This window comes from Allopusillimonas ginsengisoli, assembly GCF_004153455.1.
Taxonomy (GTDB): domain Bacteria; phylum Pseudomonadota; class Gammaproteobacteria; order Burkholderiales; family Burkholderiaceae_B; genus Allopusillimonas; species Allopusillimonas ginsengisoli.
The window spans coordinates 39,107-52,467 of the sequence record NZ_SDQE01000008.1; the positions used below are offsets into that span (position 1 = coordinate 39,107).

Genomic DNA, 13,361 nt, shown 5'->3' on the forward strand with positions numbered 1-13,361 from the left:
GTTTAGAGCGCCCTGGGTGTTGGAATATCGATGATATCCTGCGCGCGCAATTGCCTGAGTGCATCCAGGCTGAAATGCGCGTAGACCAGCGCCGAAAACACCGGCAAGACCAGCCAGGCAGGAGGAAAGAGATTAATCAGCGCCAGTATGCCTCCAATCATCCACAATTGCCGCTTGTGCTGGCGCAACAGAATGCGCCTTTCCTGGGAACTGGCATGCTCGACAATGGCGTCTACGCTCAGCATGCGCGTAAAGGCAAAGGCCCACCAGAATACCGGCAACAGCAACGGCAGTGGCGGGATCAGCCATAGAGGCATGGTGACCAGCCAGCCCAGGGCGAACAGGACGCCCACCCAGGTGGCGTTCCAGCCGCTCACGGCCGTTGAGTACTGGCCTTGCCGCTTCAGGCCGGGATAATCCCGTTTTTCGAGGTGTTTGAGCACCAGTGGCATGACAAACACCGCCGCAATCACCAGGCCCAGTATGCCCGACAGAGGCAGCAGAATGCCCACGGCAATCAGGGGAATGAGATAAAGCTTGAGGGAAAACAGCCCAATGGCAACCAGCCACTGGTCGATAGAATTGACGGTATCCCAGCTGGATACTTGCACATTGAGCCACTCTGTGAGGGGCGTCCAGAATGCCCAGAGCAATATAATGGCACCCAACAGGGCTATGATGAAGGGCAGGAACAATGCGCCCAGCATCTTGGGCTGGCATTGCGAAATAGCGGCGCGCTTGAAGGCCCGCGCCACGGCCGGCATCCCCGTGACGGGGCGCCGGGTACGGATTGCTAGATTGGATTCGCTCATCGATAAGCCTTGGAAGACAACAGAGATATCATAGTCAACATCGCCCAGCCTCACCAGTGACTCATTCGTATGCCGGTTTTTGATCCAGAACACAACACGCCCGCCCTCACCGCCAGACTGGCCAGCCAGTCAGACGGCCTGGTCATCGTCTGTTATTGCGCGGCCTGGTGCGATACCTGCAATCAATACCGGCCCGGCTTCGGCGAGCTCGCTGAACGCTGGCAGCAGCACACATTCGTGTGGGTGGATATCGAAGCGCTTCCAGAGCTCCTGGACGACGACGACGTCGAGAATTTTCCCACACTCCTGATCCAGAATCAGTCGGGGAATGTTTTTTTCGGCCCGCTGTTGCCCCATATCAACCATTTAGAAAGGCTGGTGGAACGCTATGACCAGAATACGCCGCTGATTGCAGAGGGGCCCCGGCGCCTGGAGACGCTCCTGCAGTCTGGAGCGTAAAAATGCCCTGCAGCAATGCGCAGGGCATGGACCAGCAAAGTGCGCCACGGCAACAGGAACACGCCGGAACAGCGCAGGCGCCGCAATAAAGCCTAGCGTCCACCACCCAGCAAAACACCCACCGAGCGTTTGCTCGCGACGGGCTGTTTACCCGCCGACTTTTCTGCCGCAGCCGACGAGGGCGATGGCACATAAGGCTTGTAGAAGAAATCGTCTACCGGTTTGGTGGCAGGGCTGTAAGCAGCGTAACCGCTGTGGCCGCGACGTGATTCTCCGCGCCCTGTGGTGGGCGACGAACGGCGCGTGACCGCCGGCAGCGCAAGCTCGCCACGCGGAATCTTGGTTTTGATCAGTTTTTCAATATCCAGCAGGTAGCGCTCTTCTTCGGGGGCGAAAAACGCGATCGCCTCGCCCTTGTTGCCCGCCCGACCCGTGCGGCCAATGCGGTGCACGTAATCTTCGGCGTTATAAGGCAGGTCGTAGTTGATGACACATGGCACGCCTGCGACGTCCAGCCCGCGCGCAGCCACATCTGTTGCCACCAATACCTCGAGCTCGCCAGCCTTGAAGGCTTCGAGCGCCTTCATGCGATCCAGCTGGCTTTTGTCGCCATGTATGGATTCGGCCTTGACGCCATCGCGTACGAGCTCACGCGCAAGCCGACTGGTGCCGATCTTGGTGTTGGAGAAGACAATGACCTGATTGAAGCCGCGCGACTTGACCAAATGCACCACCGCGGCACGCTTTTGATTGCCCTGCAGAGGATAGGCAACCTGGCTGACCGTATCAGCCGTGGCGTTGCGCGCGGCGACTTCGATTTCGACCGGATTGCTCAAATAGCTGCGCCCGAGCTTGCGAATTTCGTTGCTGAAGGTCGCGGAAAACAGCAGACCCTGGCGCTTGGAGGGCAGGAGCCGGACGATGCGGTCAAGATCGGGCAGGAACCCCATATCGAGCATGCGATCGGCTTCGTCGAGCACCAGGATGCCGACCTGACTGAGATTGACGTTTTTCTGCTCGACGTGGTCCAGCAAACGGCCTGGCGTGGCGATGAGCACTTCGCAGCCGCGACGCAGGGCCTCGCGTTGCGGACCGATATCCACCCCGCCAAACACCACGGTGGAACGCAAGGGCGCATCTTTGCTGTACGAGGCAACGCTCTCTGCCACCTGGTCCGCCAGTTCACGGGTAGGCGTCAGGATCAGCGCCCGTACGGGATGGCGGGCTGGCGAGGCGCTGCTGTTGGCGAACGGCATCAGGCGATGCAAGATGGGCAGCGTGAAGGCTGCCGTCTTGCCTGTGCCTGTCTGGGCCGCGCCCATGACATCGCGCCCATCCATCACTTTGGGAATGGCTTGTGCCTGAATGGGGGTGGGTATGGTGTACCCAGTGTCTGCAACTGCCTTGAGTATGCTGGGATGCAGGCCGAAGTCGGCAAACGTTGCAACGGTGGGGTCGGAGGTAGTTTTAGTGGTGTTTGTCATTGAAAATGGTTTGCGCACTGCGCAGGAGCATCCCGCGCGGCTGTCTTAGCCCGGTTATTTTACCCCCCCTGGGGGCGGCTATGCCATATTCGGTGCTCATTCGCAAGTCGGTTTAGCCCCAAAAAGCCTGCGTTTGTCGTTAAAACCTGACGCTTTAGCAGAAAATCCAGGAAACACTGTGCAATCAGACAGCCAAGGCGACGCTGGGGATTACCGTTGCCACTTCTCAGAACACTGCCCTGAGTACCCAGAAGGCGGTCATTCCACCGACAATGACCAGCACGGTGCTTTGAGTGCGCAGGAATAGCAATACTGCAAAGATGGCCGCAAATACCTTGGCGTCCAGTTCGGGCAACGTTCCCGAATGCCAGGGAAGTATCTCTGGAATAACAATGCCAACCAATGCCGCAGTGGGAGCGTAGCGCAATGCCTTGCGCACCCCTTCCGACAGCGGCATGCGATCGCCGAACAGAAAATAGCTGGTGCGCGTGATGGCGCTGCACAACACGAGCAAGGCAATCGCGCCGAGTACGTATAGACTATCTGTGGCGCCGCCGGTCATGCCCTGCCTCTTTTGTGTTGCTGAAAGCGATCCGTAAGTACGCCAGCCAGCACGCCTCCGGTCACGGCCCCCACCAGGCCGAGGCGCAGGGGCAGCAGCTGCCCCGCCCAGGCAATTGCGCTGGCAACAATCAAGCACATGAGCATGGGCCGGGTGCGTACCAAAGGAATAATGATGGCCAGCAGAGCCAGAATGGCGGCAAAGTCCAGCGACCAGGACGCAGGCACAAAAGCGCCCAGGTATACGCCCAGCAGCGAGAAGAAATTCCAGAACAGCCAGCACGGCACCACGATGCCCAAGTAATACCAGAGTTGCGTCTGGCGATCACCACCAGGGCTGTCGCCATAGCGACCCATGAAGACGACGAATGAGATATCGCTGGACACATAGCCCAGCGCAAGGCGCTGGGTCCAGGGCAGATGGCGAAAGTACGGCTGCAGCGCCGCCCCGAAAATAAGAAACCGCATGTTGACAACCGTGGCCGCCATGAAGATCAGCCACAGCGGTTCCGACGATGCGATCAGCGGCAGTGAGGTCAGCTGCGCCGAACCCGCATAGACCAGCACAGTCATGAGCGTGGCCATGTTTTCGGTCAGACCCGACTTGACCATGGCCACGCCCGTAACCAGGCCCCATACACTGGTGGCCACGAGCGCCGCGCGCACATCTACAAAGCCACTGGCAAAGCTCTGGCGTTTCCTGGCGTTGGGCCCCCAGGAGGAAAATCGTGTCTGACGCAAGACGTACTACCTTGAAGGAAGGCCTTAACCAGCGAACAAGCGCACTCGGAAAACGGCTATTGTAAGCTGTTCGCCCTTGGTACAATCAAGCATCATTTTCTGGAGACTTCCGATGTCAATGTCTGATCGCGACGGCTTTATCTGGTATGACGGCGAGTTCGTGCCATGGCGCGATGCCACCACCCATGTGCTGACGCATTCACTGCATTACGGGCTTTCGGTATTCGAGGGCGTGCGCGCATACAAGACATCTGTGGGCACCGCCATTTTCCGGCTCCAGGATCACACCCGGCGGCTGTTCAATTCCGCCCATATTTATCAGATGTCCATCCCCTACGATCAAGACGCCATCAACGCCGCGCAGCTTGAGGTCGTGCGCCGCAACCAGCTCGAATCCTGCTATATACGCCCGCTGGTGTTCTACGGCTCCGAAAAAATGGGGGTGTCGCCCAAAGGGGCCACCGTACATGTCGCGATCGCCGCATGGCCGTGGGGCGCCTATCTGGGAGAAGAAGCCCTGCAGCAAGGCATCAAGGTCAAGATTTCGTCCTATGCGCGCCAGCATGTCAACGTCACGATGCCGCGCGCCAAAGTCGCCAGCACCTATGCCAATTCCATTATTGCCAACGCCGAAGCGCTGGATCATGGCTATGACGAAGCCATTCTGCTGGATACCGACGGCTTCGTCGCCGAAGGCTCGGGCGAAAACATCTTTGTCGTGCGCGACGGCGTGCTCTGCGAGCCCGAAATCGCTTCGGCGCTTACCGGCATCACCCGCAACACCATTCATCACATCGCCGAAGACCTGGGCATCCCCATGTGTACCAAGCGCCTCACCCGCGACGACCTCTACATCGCGGACGAAGCCTTTTTCACGGGCACGGCTGCGGAAGTCACCCCGATACGCGAAGTCGATCGCCGCGTCATCGGCAAGGGCGCCCGGGGGCCGCTCACCGAAAAAATCCAGAAAGCCTTCTTTGATATCGTCAATGGCAACAACGACAAATATCATCATTGGTTAAGCAAGGTATAAATCACACCACGCGGCCGCGCATGCGGCCGGCATCGCATCATCATCCAGGATTGACCATGAGCAGCGCTCCCACAACTGCCGTACCCAAAGACGAAACCATCTACGTCGAGGCCAAGGACTTGCCTCTGTACTGCCCTGGGCCCAAGGCCCCGCTCTGGAGCATGCACCCGCGTGTCTATATCGAGATCGTCCAAACGGGAAAAACGCTCTGCCCCTATTGCGGCGCCGCCTATCAGCTCAAAGAAGGCGAGAAGATCCTCGGACACTAAGCTGCCTCGATGTGTGCCGGCAGGCATGCGCGCCCCTCCCTCTTAACTCTGGTTCCGCCTATGTTCACAACGCCACAAGAGGCCGAGCAGGTCTTTTACGATGCCCTCAGGCTCGCCAACCTGGGCATGATGATGAGCGTCTGGGCCGACGAAGACGACATCGTCTGCATACATCCGGGAGGAATGCGCACGGTGGGACACAACGCCATGCAAAGCGCCTGGCAGCAGATATTCGCCAATGGCCCCGTCTCCATCGTGCCACTCAGGCCCATGATCATGACCGGTGTCATGACGTCGGTGCATGTGCTGCTTGAGCAGATCACCGTCAACACGCCGCAAGGCGAGCGCACCGCGCACTGCTACACCACCAATGTTTTTCAAAAAGGGCCGGCAGGCTGGAGAATGGTGTTGCACCATGCCTCGCACGCGCCTCGGGAAGCGGGTCTGTTTGATCTGCAGGATTTCCCGGATACCCTGCACTGAAGGTGGCCGTGACAGCACAGATAGACACCAGCTCCTGTCCCTGCCCCGCCTGGTTGCCCGGCAGCCACCTGCAAACACTGTATGGCGCGTTGGTCGCCCGCTACCATCACATTGCCTTTGTGCGTGAGCGCGTCGATACGCCTGACGGCGATTTTCTGGACTTCGACTGGACGGCGCCGGGTCTGTTCTCAGATCGGTTGGCCAATGGGCAAATGACCACGCCGGATCCTCGCCTGGCGCATACAGCCGCCAGGCGCTGGATGCAGCCCGAAGACTGGGCCGACGTCTCAACCGCAGCGGATACGCCCGCGCTCGTCCTGTTCCATGGTCTGGAGGGCAGTAGCCGCAGTCACTATGCCCAGGCTATTGCTCAGCATTTTCGCGCGCGCGGATGGATCGTGGTCATCGCTCACTTTCGCAGTTGCTCGGGCTTTCCCAACCGCATGGCGCGCGCCTATTATTCAGGTGATTCCGAAGACATCGCCTTCATGCTGGAAGTGGTGCGACAGCGCGCGCCCCTCGCCCGCTGGCACGCTGTGGGCGTATCCATGGGCGGCAATGCCATGCTCAAGCATTTCGGTGAACTCGGCGCTACAGCACAGACACAGGTCGAGGCCGTTGCCGCGATATCCGTGCCGCTCGACCTCGCCGTCTGCGGCAGGCACCTTTCCGAAACCTGGCTCGGAAAATCCCTGTACTCCCGGTATTTCCTGCGTACCATGAAGGTCAAAATCCAGGAGAAAGCCAAACGTTTTCCGGGCAATATCGACGCGTTGCGGTTATCCCAGGCACGCACGCTGCGCGAGTTCGACGACACCTACACCGCGCCCATGCATGGCTACAAAAACGCGCTGGATTACTGGACCCGGGCAGCCTGCAAACCACTGCTTGGCAATATCGCCGTGCCGACACTGCTGCTCAATGCCAGGAATGACCCCTTTGTGCCTGAAGCGTCGCTGCCAAGTTCGGGCGAATGTTCATCCAGCGTGCTGCTGCACCAGCCGGCCGAAGGTGGGCATGCGGGCTTTGTAACGGGAGGGTTTCCAGGCAACCTGGGCTGGCTGCCCAACCGGCTGGCCCGATTCTTCGAGCTGCGAAGCTAGCCACATGCTGCCTCCTGCCGTCAAACCTCGGGCTTCAAGGCAGCCCAAGGCTCTGACGCTTATTCAGTGCAAACTCAGGACTTGAAGCGTTCCAGTAACTGCCTGTCCGACTCCAGGCGCTCCTTGAGCGTACGGATCTGCACGTCCAGCTCAGACTGAACGTAAAAGTCGCTGGTCATGCCCCTGGCCTGCCTGAGTTGCTCCACCGCGGTAGGCAGCGCGCCCGTCATTTCGTAGTAGGTTGCCATGCTGCGGCGGGCCGCCACCTGTTGGCCCAGACGTTCCTGCCCTTGTGCCTTGAGCCGATGCACCGCGGCCAAATCCGGCCACTTTCGGGCGAGCTGGGCAAGAAACTCCACAGCCTGTTTGTCTTGCCCGGTTTTTTGCATGGCGTTTACCCGTGCCAGGGCCACCCCCTGGCTTTCCGGCCATTTTTTCCACGCGGCGTCGGCCTGCAACTGTGCCTGTGAAGCATTACCGCCGGCCAGTGCCAGATCGATGTCCAGGCTTGCGATTTCAGGTGAGTCGTGACCACCCTCTCTTGCCTTGGCCAGGGCGCTCTGGGTGGCAGCCAAATCACGCTTTGTCCAGGCCGCGTACGCCATGCCATACCAGGCAGCCGAACGCGCCACTCCCGTGTGACGCTGTGCCTCGAGCGCCAGCGCGTCGTGGGCATTGCGCTGTGCCTGTCCATCACGCGCCTGCATGACACGCAACTTGGCACGTACATACCAGTAGGAATCGGAATCACGACGACTGACGGCCGGCACCTCTGACAAGCGTGACTGGATATCGGACATTCGTTGTATCGATAGCGGGTGGGTACTGCTGTATGCACCGCCGCCACGCCCTTCGTTCAAGCGCGAAGCGTTACCCAGCCGCTGAAACATCTCGGCCATGCCACGCGGATCGTAGCCGGCCTTGCGCAACATTTCGAGGCCGATACGGTCGGCCTCCTGCTCGGCTTGCCTGGAGAACCCCAACTGTTGATCGACGGCCGCCGCCTGGCCGAAGGCTGCCACACCCATTGCCAGATCGCCGCTGCCCGACAGCGCCGCGAGCAAGGCGCCCGCCAGCGCGGCCAGCATTACGTGGCTGCTGCGCGATTGCTGTGTCATGCCGCGCGCGATATGCCGCTGCGCAACGTGTGCGATTTCGTGGGCCATGACAGAAGCCAGTTCCGACTCGTTGCCCGACGTCACCACCAAGCCGCTGTGAATACCGATGTACCCACCCGGCAGCGCAAACGCGTTGACCTGCGAATCGCGTATGGCGAACACGGCGATGTGCTCGACACCACCACCCGGCGCGTGCGAAGCCAGCTTGCGGCCCATGCCCGTGAGGTACTGGTTGATATCGGGATCCGCGATGTAGCTGGGGTCGTGGCGACCCTGCTCCATGATGGCATCGCCCAGCGTACGCTCCAACTCGGGGGAAAGCTCGGCCGACGAAGCTGGCCCCATGCTGGGGATACCCACGGGCTGCGCGGTCGTGCCCAGGGGCGCGCCGGCTATCATCAGCCCCGCAAGCGACGCGCACAGCAGTCTGGTGAGGGGGTGTCTGTAAAAAACGGTGCGTCCAATCATGGGCGTAGCCTGTTTCCGTGGCGCACTGGTCAGGATACCGGCGCTACCGTTGGCGCCGATTTTCGGCGACGGTCCTGTTTGTTGGGCAAGCGATTTTTACCGGACAGCCGCATCAGCGTCGCCAGCGCAAACAGCAGGCCGAAGACTTCGACAAACCCTGCCAATACCCACATCGTCAGGCCGCCTATAGCCTGATCGGTGACAGCGGTCATGCCGGGAATCGCGCGGCCGCAGAGGTCGAATATGGGATAAAGATCGTACTCGGTAAAGGTAATGACAGCACCGACGATCATCTGCGGCACCATGGTGATGATGGGCGAGATCACGCGCCCGCCGGGCGAAAGCGCCGCGGGCGGGCTCGGGCGGCGATCGAGAATGAGGTTCCAGTATAAAAATCCGCTGATCACAACAGACCAGTTCATGAACCGATACAAACGCCAGTCGAGCATGGAGTAAAACTGCACCGTTGGGAGCAGAAATCCCAGCACCAGCACGACAAACAGGAAAGGCACCAGGAAACGGTTGGTCAGCACGGCTTCCGTGATGCGCCCCGCCCGGCTGACGCGAAAGTCTCTCAGACGCAGGCGCCAGGACATGGGCATCCCGGCGCGCAGGACCTGGCCCGGATAAGCACCCATGATGAGCAATGGCCCCAGATGGTGCAGGATAAGATGCTGCACCCTGTGGATGAAGAACATGCGCTCTGCGTAGTAATCGAGGTGCGTGTGCAGCGAGAGATACAAAATGACAACGCCTGCCCAGAAAAACGCCTGGCGCACCTTGCCCACCCGATGGACTCGCGTGCCCCGCACAAAAAGACAGATGCCGATAAAAAAGAACAGCACCAGTGTCGGGGAGGGCTCCCAGGGCCGGAGCCAGTCGAGTAAATCCATGGATACAATCCGCTAGGGCGACAATACCCGCTAGTTTAATGCATGCTGACGACGATGCCCCCAATGCACCTGGTGCACGCCAGGCAAGTCGCGCAATTGTCGGGCCTGGCTCATGAGCACAGCACGCATCTCGGGCGGGCAGGCGACCGTGACACAGGCCCTGGCCATATCGTGCTGCTGGGCATTGTCAATGCTCAGGCCCGAGACGCGCAGCCCAGCGGCCTCGAAGTCGAGATAGATCTGTTTGCGCAGGTTGGGTAGCAGATGACGGGGGCACACGACCGTAAGCCGGGACACCGCATTGGGAACGCGAACTGGCGTTGGGCGCACGCCGGCGCGGCGCAGGAAGAGATCGAAGAAACGCATATAACCCCCCATTGTTCTGATGCGCCGCTCGCACGCGACGCGTGAACCTGCCATTGACCATGACGGGTTCGGACTATGAATATGGCGGGAGTTTGAATACGGATGTATTCAGGAAACTGCCACGCCCTCTGTACTGGCCAGGGGCGCGGCTATGGAAGCTAGGGTGAGCTGCCGTTAAGCGGACGCGCGCCTGGAGATATGAAAGCCGATGCAAGTTCGACTATTACTATCGCCGGGGTCGGGATTCACCACACAGCTCCTTGATAATGAACACTTTGGCAGTGTAACCCGCGCGCATGCCTGTGGACAACCCTGAGCGGGGCGCAACCATGTGTCAGGCGTGTCTTTGCGGCATGGCTACAACAACAAAGGCCTAGATGACATACCCATCCAGCCAGCCCAGCGCGGTATATACGTGCATGACGATCAACGCGATGCCGAACATCAGCACCATGGCGCCGACAAATGTGGCAAAAATGGCAGCCAACACGGCATTCCAGCCCGTTTGGGTCTGCTGTCCGGATCCTGGGTTGTAGCGGGCGTCAAACCAGGCGTCAGGCTTGAGCGCCAGAATGAGCGATTCGATGAAGCCGGCGGTAATAGGAATGATCAGCACCAGGAAGGGAGGATTGTCCCACCAGACCGGATACAGGTGGGCGATTGCCAGCATCAACACGCCAAACAGCGTGACAGCCCAGGCGCCGCGCCGGCCCAGGTACCACCAGTGCGCACCGAACAGGCCCAACAGAGAAGCCAGCCAGGCGGCAATCACTTTACTGCGGTGTACACGCCCACCCGCACGCTCGGCTAGTGTCCGCCCGGATGAGGAAGTGGTAAATTGTTCCATGAAGACCTCGCGTGGATAAGCCTCGTGCCTGAAGGCCAGTTTCCCCTCGGCAGGCTTACAATCCACAACATTGTAGTCGTCAAGCGTGGACCCGCATAAACACCATCATGCCTATGTATGACATTGCCATCAGCGGCGCCGGCCCCGTGGGCAGCGCCCTGGCGCTCCTTCTGGCGTCGCGGGCGCCGCAACCCGAACGCATTATCCTGCTGGGCAAGGTTGCCTCTGACGACACCGCAGCCAGTTCGCCCCACGAGGCCGAACCGGTTGCCGACCCGCGTACGCTGGCGCTCAATCACGGCAGCCGCACGCTGCTGGAGCAACTCCAGGCCTGGCCGCGCCACTCCGCCGATATCACCAACGTACATGTTTCACAGCGAGGGCGGCTTGGCCGCACACTTATCCGCCATGATGAGCTTGGCGTGCCGAGGCTGGGCAGTGTTGCAGGGTACGACGCCGTGCTGGCCAGCCTGCACGCGGCGCTGCGACGCAGCGGCGTCACCCTGGCCGAGGCCGCGCAGACAAGCGCCGGGCAGCAACACCAGGCCGCCGGCGCGGGGACATCGCCGGAGCCTATCGACATCGTGCTCAATGGTGAAGCGCTCAAAAGCACGCTGCTGGTCCGGTCCGATGGCGTGCGACCCAAGGGCATAGAAAGGCACTACGGACAGCATGCCCTGCTGGTGACGGTGCGTGTATCACGCCCACGCTCTGGATGGGCGTACGAGCGCTTTACCCGTTCCGGCCCCCTCGCCTTTCTGCCGCATCCGGCCGGCCCCGATATCTACGGTGTGGTGTGGTGCAACCCGCCGCATGAAACCCAGCAATTGCAGTCGCTGCCGGCCGAGCAGTTCGAACAGCAGTTGCACGAGGCCTTTGGCGACAGATTGGGCACCATGAGCTGCCAGGGCGAACGCCATGTTTTCCCACTCAGCCTGCACGCCGGCCCCTCCCTGCTCGGACCCCGCAGCATCGCCATCGGCAACGCAGCGCAAACGCTGCATCCAGTGGCAGGCCAAGGGCTGAATCTGGGCTTGCGCGACGCTGCGCAATTGGCATTGGCGCTGACACCCTGGCTGGCGCAACCGAGTACCGACCCCACCGACCTGCTCGCAGATTTTGCCCGCAGACGACGCCCCGATCGCTGGCTCACCGCAGGCGTCACTGATTTTTTGCCCCGTGTATTTGCCACTGGCAATCCCCTGGTGGAGCATGCGGGCGGCCTGGCCTTACTGGGGCTGGATCTACTGCCTGTACTGCGTCTGCCGCTCGCCCGGCACCTGCTCCAGGGACTGCGCAGCTAGCCTGAACCAAACCGCGGTTGCTGGCATGTTCGCAGCGTCCCGCTCACCGCGCTCGACTCCCCTTGTGAACAACAAGGTTAAAATCCCCTCCATGCGCATCGGCACCTGGTCCTTTTCCAACCCCGTCTTCGTGGCACCCATGGCGGGCGTCACCGATCGCCCCTACCGCAAGCTGTGCAAGGCGCTGGGGGCGGGCTACGCTGTGTCCGAAATGGCCGCGAGCAATCCGCGCCTGTGGGATAGCGTCAAGACCTCGCGCCGACTGAACCACGAAGGCGAAGTCGATCCGATCGCGGTTCAGATTGCAGGATCAGACCCCGACATGATGGCTGAGGCCGCCGTCTTCAATATTGGCAAAGGCGCGCGCATTATCGACATCAACATGGGGTGCCCGGTCAAAAAAGTTTGTAACGTGGCATCGGGCTCGGCGCTGCTGCGCGATGAACCGCGCGTGATTGCCATCCTGCAAAGCGTCGTGCGCGCCTGCAAACCGCTGGATGTGCCGGTTACGCTGAAAACACGCACAGGCTGGGACCAGCACTCACGCAACGCGCTGCGCATCGGCCAGCTGGCGCAGGACATCGGCATCGCCGCGCTCATCCTCCATGGCCGCACGCGTTGCGATCTGTATCAAGGGGAAGCGGAGTACGACACCATACGTGATGTAAAGCAGGCACTTGAGATCCCCGTTATTGCCAACGGTGATATAGATAGTCCCGAAAAAGCAAAATTTGTACTAGACTACACTGGCGCCGATGCAATCATGGTCGGGCGCGCCGCTCAGGGTCGCCCCTGGATTTTCCGCGAGATCAGTCATTACTTGTCCACTGGCGCGCACTTGCCGCCGCCTACTTATGGCGAGTTGCGAAACTGCCTGCTGGATCATCTCGATGACCATTATCGGTTCTACGGGGAATACACTGGTGTTAGATCCGCACGCAAGCATATAGGCTGGTATCTGGCCGATATGCCTGGCGCGCAGGATTTTTTGCCCAGCATCAACAAGATAGACAGTACGCAGGATCAAGCCAGCGCTATCGCCCGGTGGTTCGACCTGCATGCGCCTGATGAGCCGATAACGGCCAAGGCCCTGCCCTAGGCGGCAAGGCCAAAACACGAAACACAATACGAATACGTCACCACCCAAGAATCATGAGCAAACCCAATATTCTGGAACAATCCGTACGCGACCAGCTTGAACGTTATCTGGCTGATCTGGGCGAATCTGAGCCACGCGACATGCTCGCCATGGTCGTGAACTGCGTCGAGCGACCCGTCTTGCAGATAGCGCTCGAACAATCGGGCGGCAACCAATCCAAAGCTGCCGAAATGCTCGGCATCACACGCAGTACCTTGCGCAAAAAATTGCAGGCCCACAACCTGCAGCCCTGACTCCTCTTTAAACTCCCTAACCTTATCC

Annotated in this window: 16 protein-coding genes; 8 read left to right on the forward strand and 8 right to left on the reverse strand. The window is 60.3% G+C overall.

All coding sequences use genetic code 11. The annotated features are described in order from the left end of the window. Positions 1–2 precede the first annotated feature (2 nt). Positions 3–812 (reverse strand): EI24 domain-containing protein, encoded by an 810-nt coding sequence (locus ERE07_RS14310; RefSeq protein ID WP_130009717.1) that lies wholly within the window; start codon positions 810–812, stop codon positions 3–5. 69 nt (positions 813–881) lie between these two features. Here ERE07_RS14310 and ERE07_RS14315 point away from each other — a divergent pair, with 69 nt between their 5' ends. Then, positions 882–1,271 carry a thioredoxin family protein gene (locus ERE07_RS14315; RefSeq protein ID WP_130009718.1) on the forward strand — a complete coding sequence of 130 codons (390 nt, stop codon included), beginning with the start codon at positions 882–884 and terminating at the stop codon, positions 1,269–1,271. Positions 1,272–1,363: 92 nt separating this feature from the next. Here the strand turns inward: ERE07_RS14315 and ERE07_RS14320 are convergent, their stop codons facing one another. The 3 genes from ERE07_RS14320 to ERE07_RS14330 all read right to left on the reverse strand — a co-directional run bounded on the left by ERE07_RS14320 (position 1,364) and on the right by ERE07_RS14330 (position 4,057). After that, positions 1,364–2,755, reverse strand: coding sequence for a DEAD/DEAH box helicase (locus ERE07_RS14320; RefSeq protein WP_130009719.1), 1,392 nt, complete (start codon positions 2,753–2,755; stop codon positions 1,364–1,366). A gap of 226 nt (positions 2,756–2,981) precedes the next feature. Beyond that, positions 2,982–3,317, reverse strand: a complete 336-nt coding sequence (locus tag ERE07_RS14325; RefSeq protein WP_130009720.1) for an AzlD domain-containing protein — start codon at positions 3,315–3,317, stop codon at positions 2,982–2,984. Beyond that, complete coding sequence (locus tag ERE07_RS14330; RefSeq protein ID WP_425330985.1) at positions 3,314–4,057, reverse strand: AzlC family ABC transporter permease; 744 nt, start codon at positions 4,055–4,057, stop codon at positions 3,314–3,316. The genes ERE07_RS14325 and ERE07_RS14330 overlap by 4 nt, the downstream gene beginning before the upstream one ends. A gap of 112 nt (positions 4,058–4,169) precedes the next feature. Here ERE07_RS14330 and ERE07_RS14335 point away from each other — a divergent pair, with 112 nt between their 5' ends. The 4 genes from ERE07_RS14335 to ERE07_RS14350 are packed head-to-tail and all read left to right on the forward strand — an operon-like array spanning position 4,170 to position 6,945. Continuing rightward, complete coding sequence (locus tag ERE07_RS14335; protein ID WP_130009721.1) at positions 4,170–5,090, forward strand: branched-chain amino acid transaminase; 921 nt, start codon at positions 4,170–4,172, stop codon at positions 5,088–5,090. A gap of 56 nt (positions 5,091–5,146) precedes the next feature. Next, positions 5,147–5,359, forward strand: a complete 213-nt coding sequence (locus ERE07_RS14340) for a zinc-finger domain-containing protein (protein WP_130009722.1) — start codon at positions 5,147–5,149, stop codon at positions 5,357–5,359. Positions 5,360–5,419: 60 nt separating this feature from the next. Further along, positions 5,420–5,842 carry a YybH family protein gene (locus ERE07_RS14345; RefSeq protein ID WP_130009723.1) on the forward strand — a complete coding sequence of 141 codons (423 nt, stop codon included), beginning with the start codon at positions 5,420–5,422 and terminating at the stop codon, positions 5,840–5,842. 8 nt (positions 5,843–5,850) lie between these two features. Continuing rightward, entirely contained in the window at positions 5,851–6,945 is a 1,095-nt protein-coding gene (locus tag ERE07_RS14350) for a YheT family hydrolase (protein ID WP_130009724.1), read from the forward strand. Positions 6,946–7,019: 74 nt separating this feature from the next. On the opposite strand, the gene ERE07_RS14355 is transcribed toward ERE07_RS14350, so the two are convergent. The 4 genes from ERE07_RS14355 to ERE07_RS14370 form a co-directional block, all read right to left on the reverse strand. Further along, on the reverse strand, positions 7,020–8,531 hold the full coding sequence (locus ERE07_RS14355) for a M48 family metalloprotease (RefSeq protein ID WP_245153725.1): 1,512 nt from the start codon (positions 8,529–8,531) through the stop codon (positions 7,020–7,022). A gap of 29 nt (positions 8,532–8,560) precedes the next feature. Next, the gene (locus ERE07_RS14360) at positions 8,561–9,433 is read right to left on the reverse strand and encodes a cytochrome c oxidase assembly protein (protein WP_209021155.1); all 873 of its coding nucleotides are present in this window, start codon (positions 9,431–9,433) and stop codon (positions 8,561–8,563) included. A 21-nt stretch (positions 9,434–9,454) separates the two neighbouring features. Continuing rightward, on the reverse strand, positions 9,455–9,790 hold the full coding sequence (locus tag ERE07_RS14365; protein WP_130009726.1) for a hypothetical protein: 336 nt from the start codon (positions 9,788–9,790) through the stop codon (positions 9,455–9,457). A gap of 373 nt (positions 9,791–10,163) precedes the next feature. Next, complete coding sequence (locus ERE07_RS14370; protein WP_245153726.1) at positions 10,164–10,637, reverse strand: TM2 domain-containing protein; 474 nt, start codon at positions 10,635–10,637, stop codon at positions 10,164–10,166. A gap of 107 nt (positions 10,638–10,744) precedes the next feature. On the opposite strand from ERE07_RS14370, the gene ERE07_RS14375 reads away from it, so the two are divergent. The 3 genes from ERE07_RS14375 (at position 10,745) to ERE07_RS14385 (ending at position 13,333) form a co-directional block, all read left to right on the forward strand. Beyond that, positions 10,745–11,941 carry an FAD-dependent monooxygenase gene (locus ERE07_RS14375; protein WP_130009727.1) on the forward strand — a complete coding sequence of 399 codons (1,197 nt, stop codon included), beginning with the start codon at positions 10,745–10,747 and terminating at the stop codon, positions 11,939–11,941. A gap of 91 nt (positions 11,942–12,032) precedes the next feature. Then, a complete protein-coding gene (gene dusB / locus ERE07_RS14380) occupies positions 12,033–13,040 on the forward strand; it encodes a tRNA dihydrouridine synthase DusB (RefSeq protein WP_130009843.1) in 1,008 nt (335 codons plus the stop codon). A 53-nt stretch (positions 13,041–13,093) separates the two neighbouring features. Continuing rightward, entirely contained in the window at positions 13,094–13,333 is a 240-nt protein-coding gene (locus ERE07_RS14385; RefSeq protein WP_130009728.1) for a helix-turn-helix domain-containing protein, read from the forward strand. The last annotated feature ends 28 nt before the right edge of the window (positions 13,334–13,361 follow it).

Bases quoted from the DNA above. Each gene is read 5' to 3' on its own strand.
- ERE07_RS14370 (WP_245153726.1), bottom strand. From the start codon at position 10,637: ATGGAACAATTTACCACTTCCTCATCCGGGCGGACACTAGCCGAGCGT.
- ERE07_RS14310 (WP_130009717.1), bottom strand. From the start codon at position 812: ATGAGCGAATCCAATCTAGCAATCCGTACCCGGCGCCCCGTCACGGGG.
- ERE07_RS14345 (WP_130009723.1), top strand. From the start codon at position 5,420: ATGTTCACAACGCCACAAGAGGCCGAGCAGGTCTTTTACGATGCCCTC.
- dusB (WP_130009843.1), top strand. From the start codon at position 12,033: ATGCGCATCGGCACCTGGTCCTTTTCCAACCCCGTCTTCGTGGCACCC.
- ERE07_RS14375 (WP_130009727.1), top strand. From the start codon at position 10,745: ATGCCTATGTATGACATTGCCATCAGCGGCGCCGGCCCCGTGGGCAGC.
- ERE07_RS14365 (WP_130009726.1), bottom strand. From the start codon at position 9,790: ATGCGTTTCTTCGATCTCTTCCTGCGCCGCGCCGGCGTGCGCCCAACG.
- ERE07_RS14385 (WP_130009728.1), top strand. From the start codon at position 13,094: ATGAGCAAACCCAATATTCTGGAACAATCCGTACGCGACCAGCTTGAA.
- ERE07_RS14325 (WP_130009720.1), bottom strand. From the start codon at position 3,317: ATGACCGGCGGCGCCACAGATAGTCTATACGTACTCGGCGCGATTGCC.
- ERE07_RS14315 (WP_130009718.1), top strand. From the start codon at position 882: ATGCCGGTTTTTGATCCAGAACACAACACGCCCGCCCTCACCGCCAGA.
- ERE07_RS14340 (WP_130009722.1), top strand. From the start codon at position 5,147: ATGAGCAGCGCTCCCACAACTGCCGTACCCAAAGACGAAACCATCTAC.
- ERE07_RS14355 (WP_245153725.1), bottom strand. From the start codon at position 8,531: ATGATTGGACGCACCGTTTTTTACAGACACCCCCTCACCAGACTGCTG.
- ERE07_RS14320 (WP_130009719.1), bottom strand. From the start codon at position 2,755: ATGACAAACACCACTAAAACTACCTCCGACCCCACCGTTGCAACGTTT.
- ERE07_RS14335 (WP_130009721.1), top strand. From the start codon at position 4,170: ATGTCAATGTCTGATCGCGACGGCTTTATCTGGTATGACGGCGAGTTC.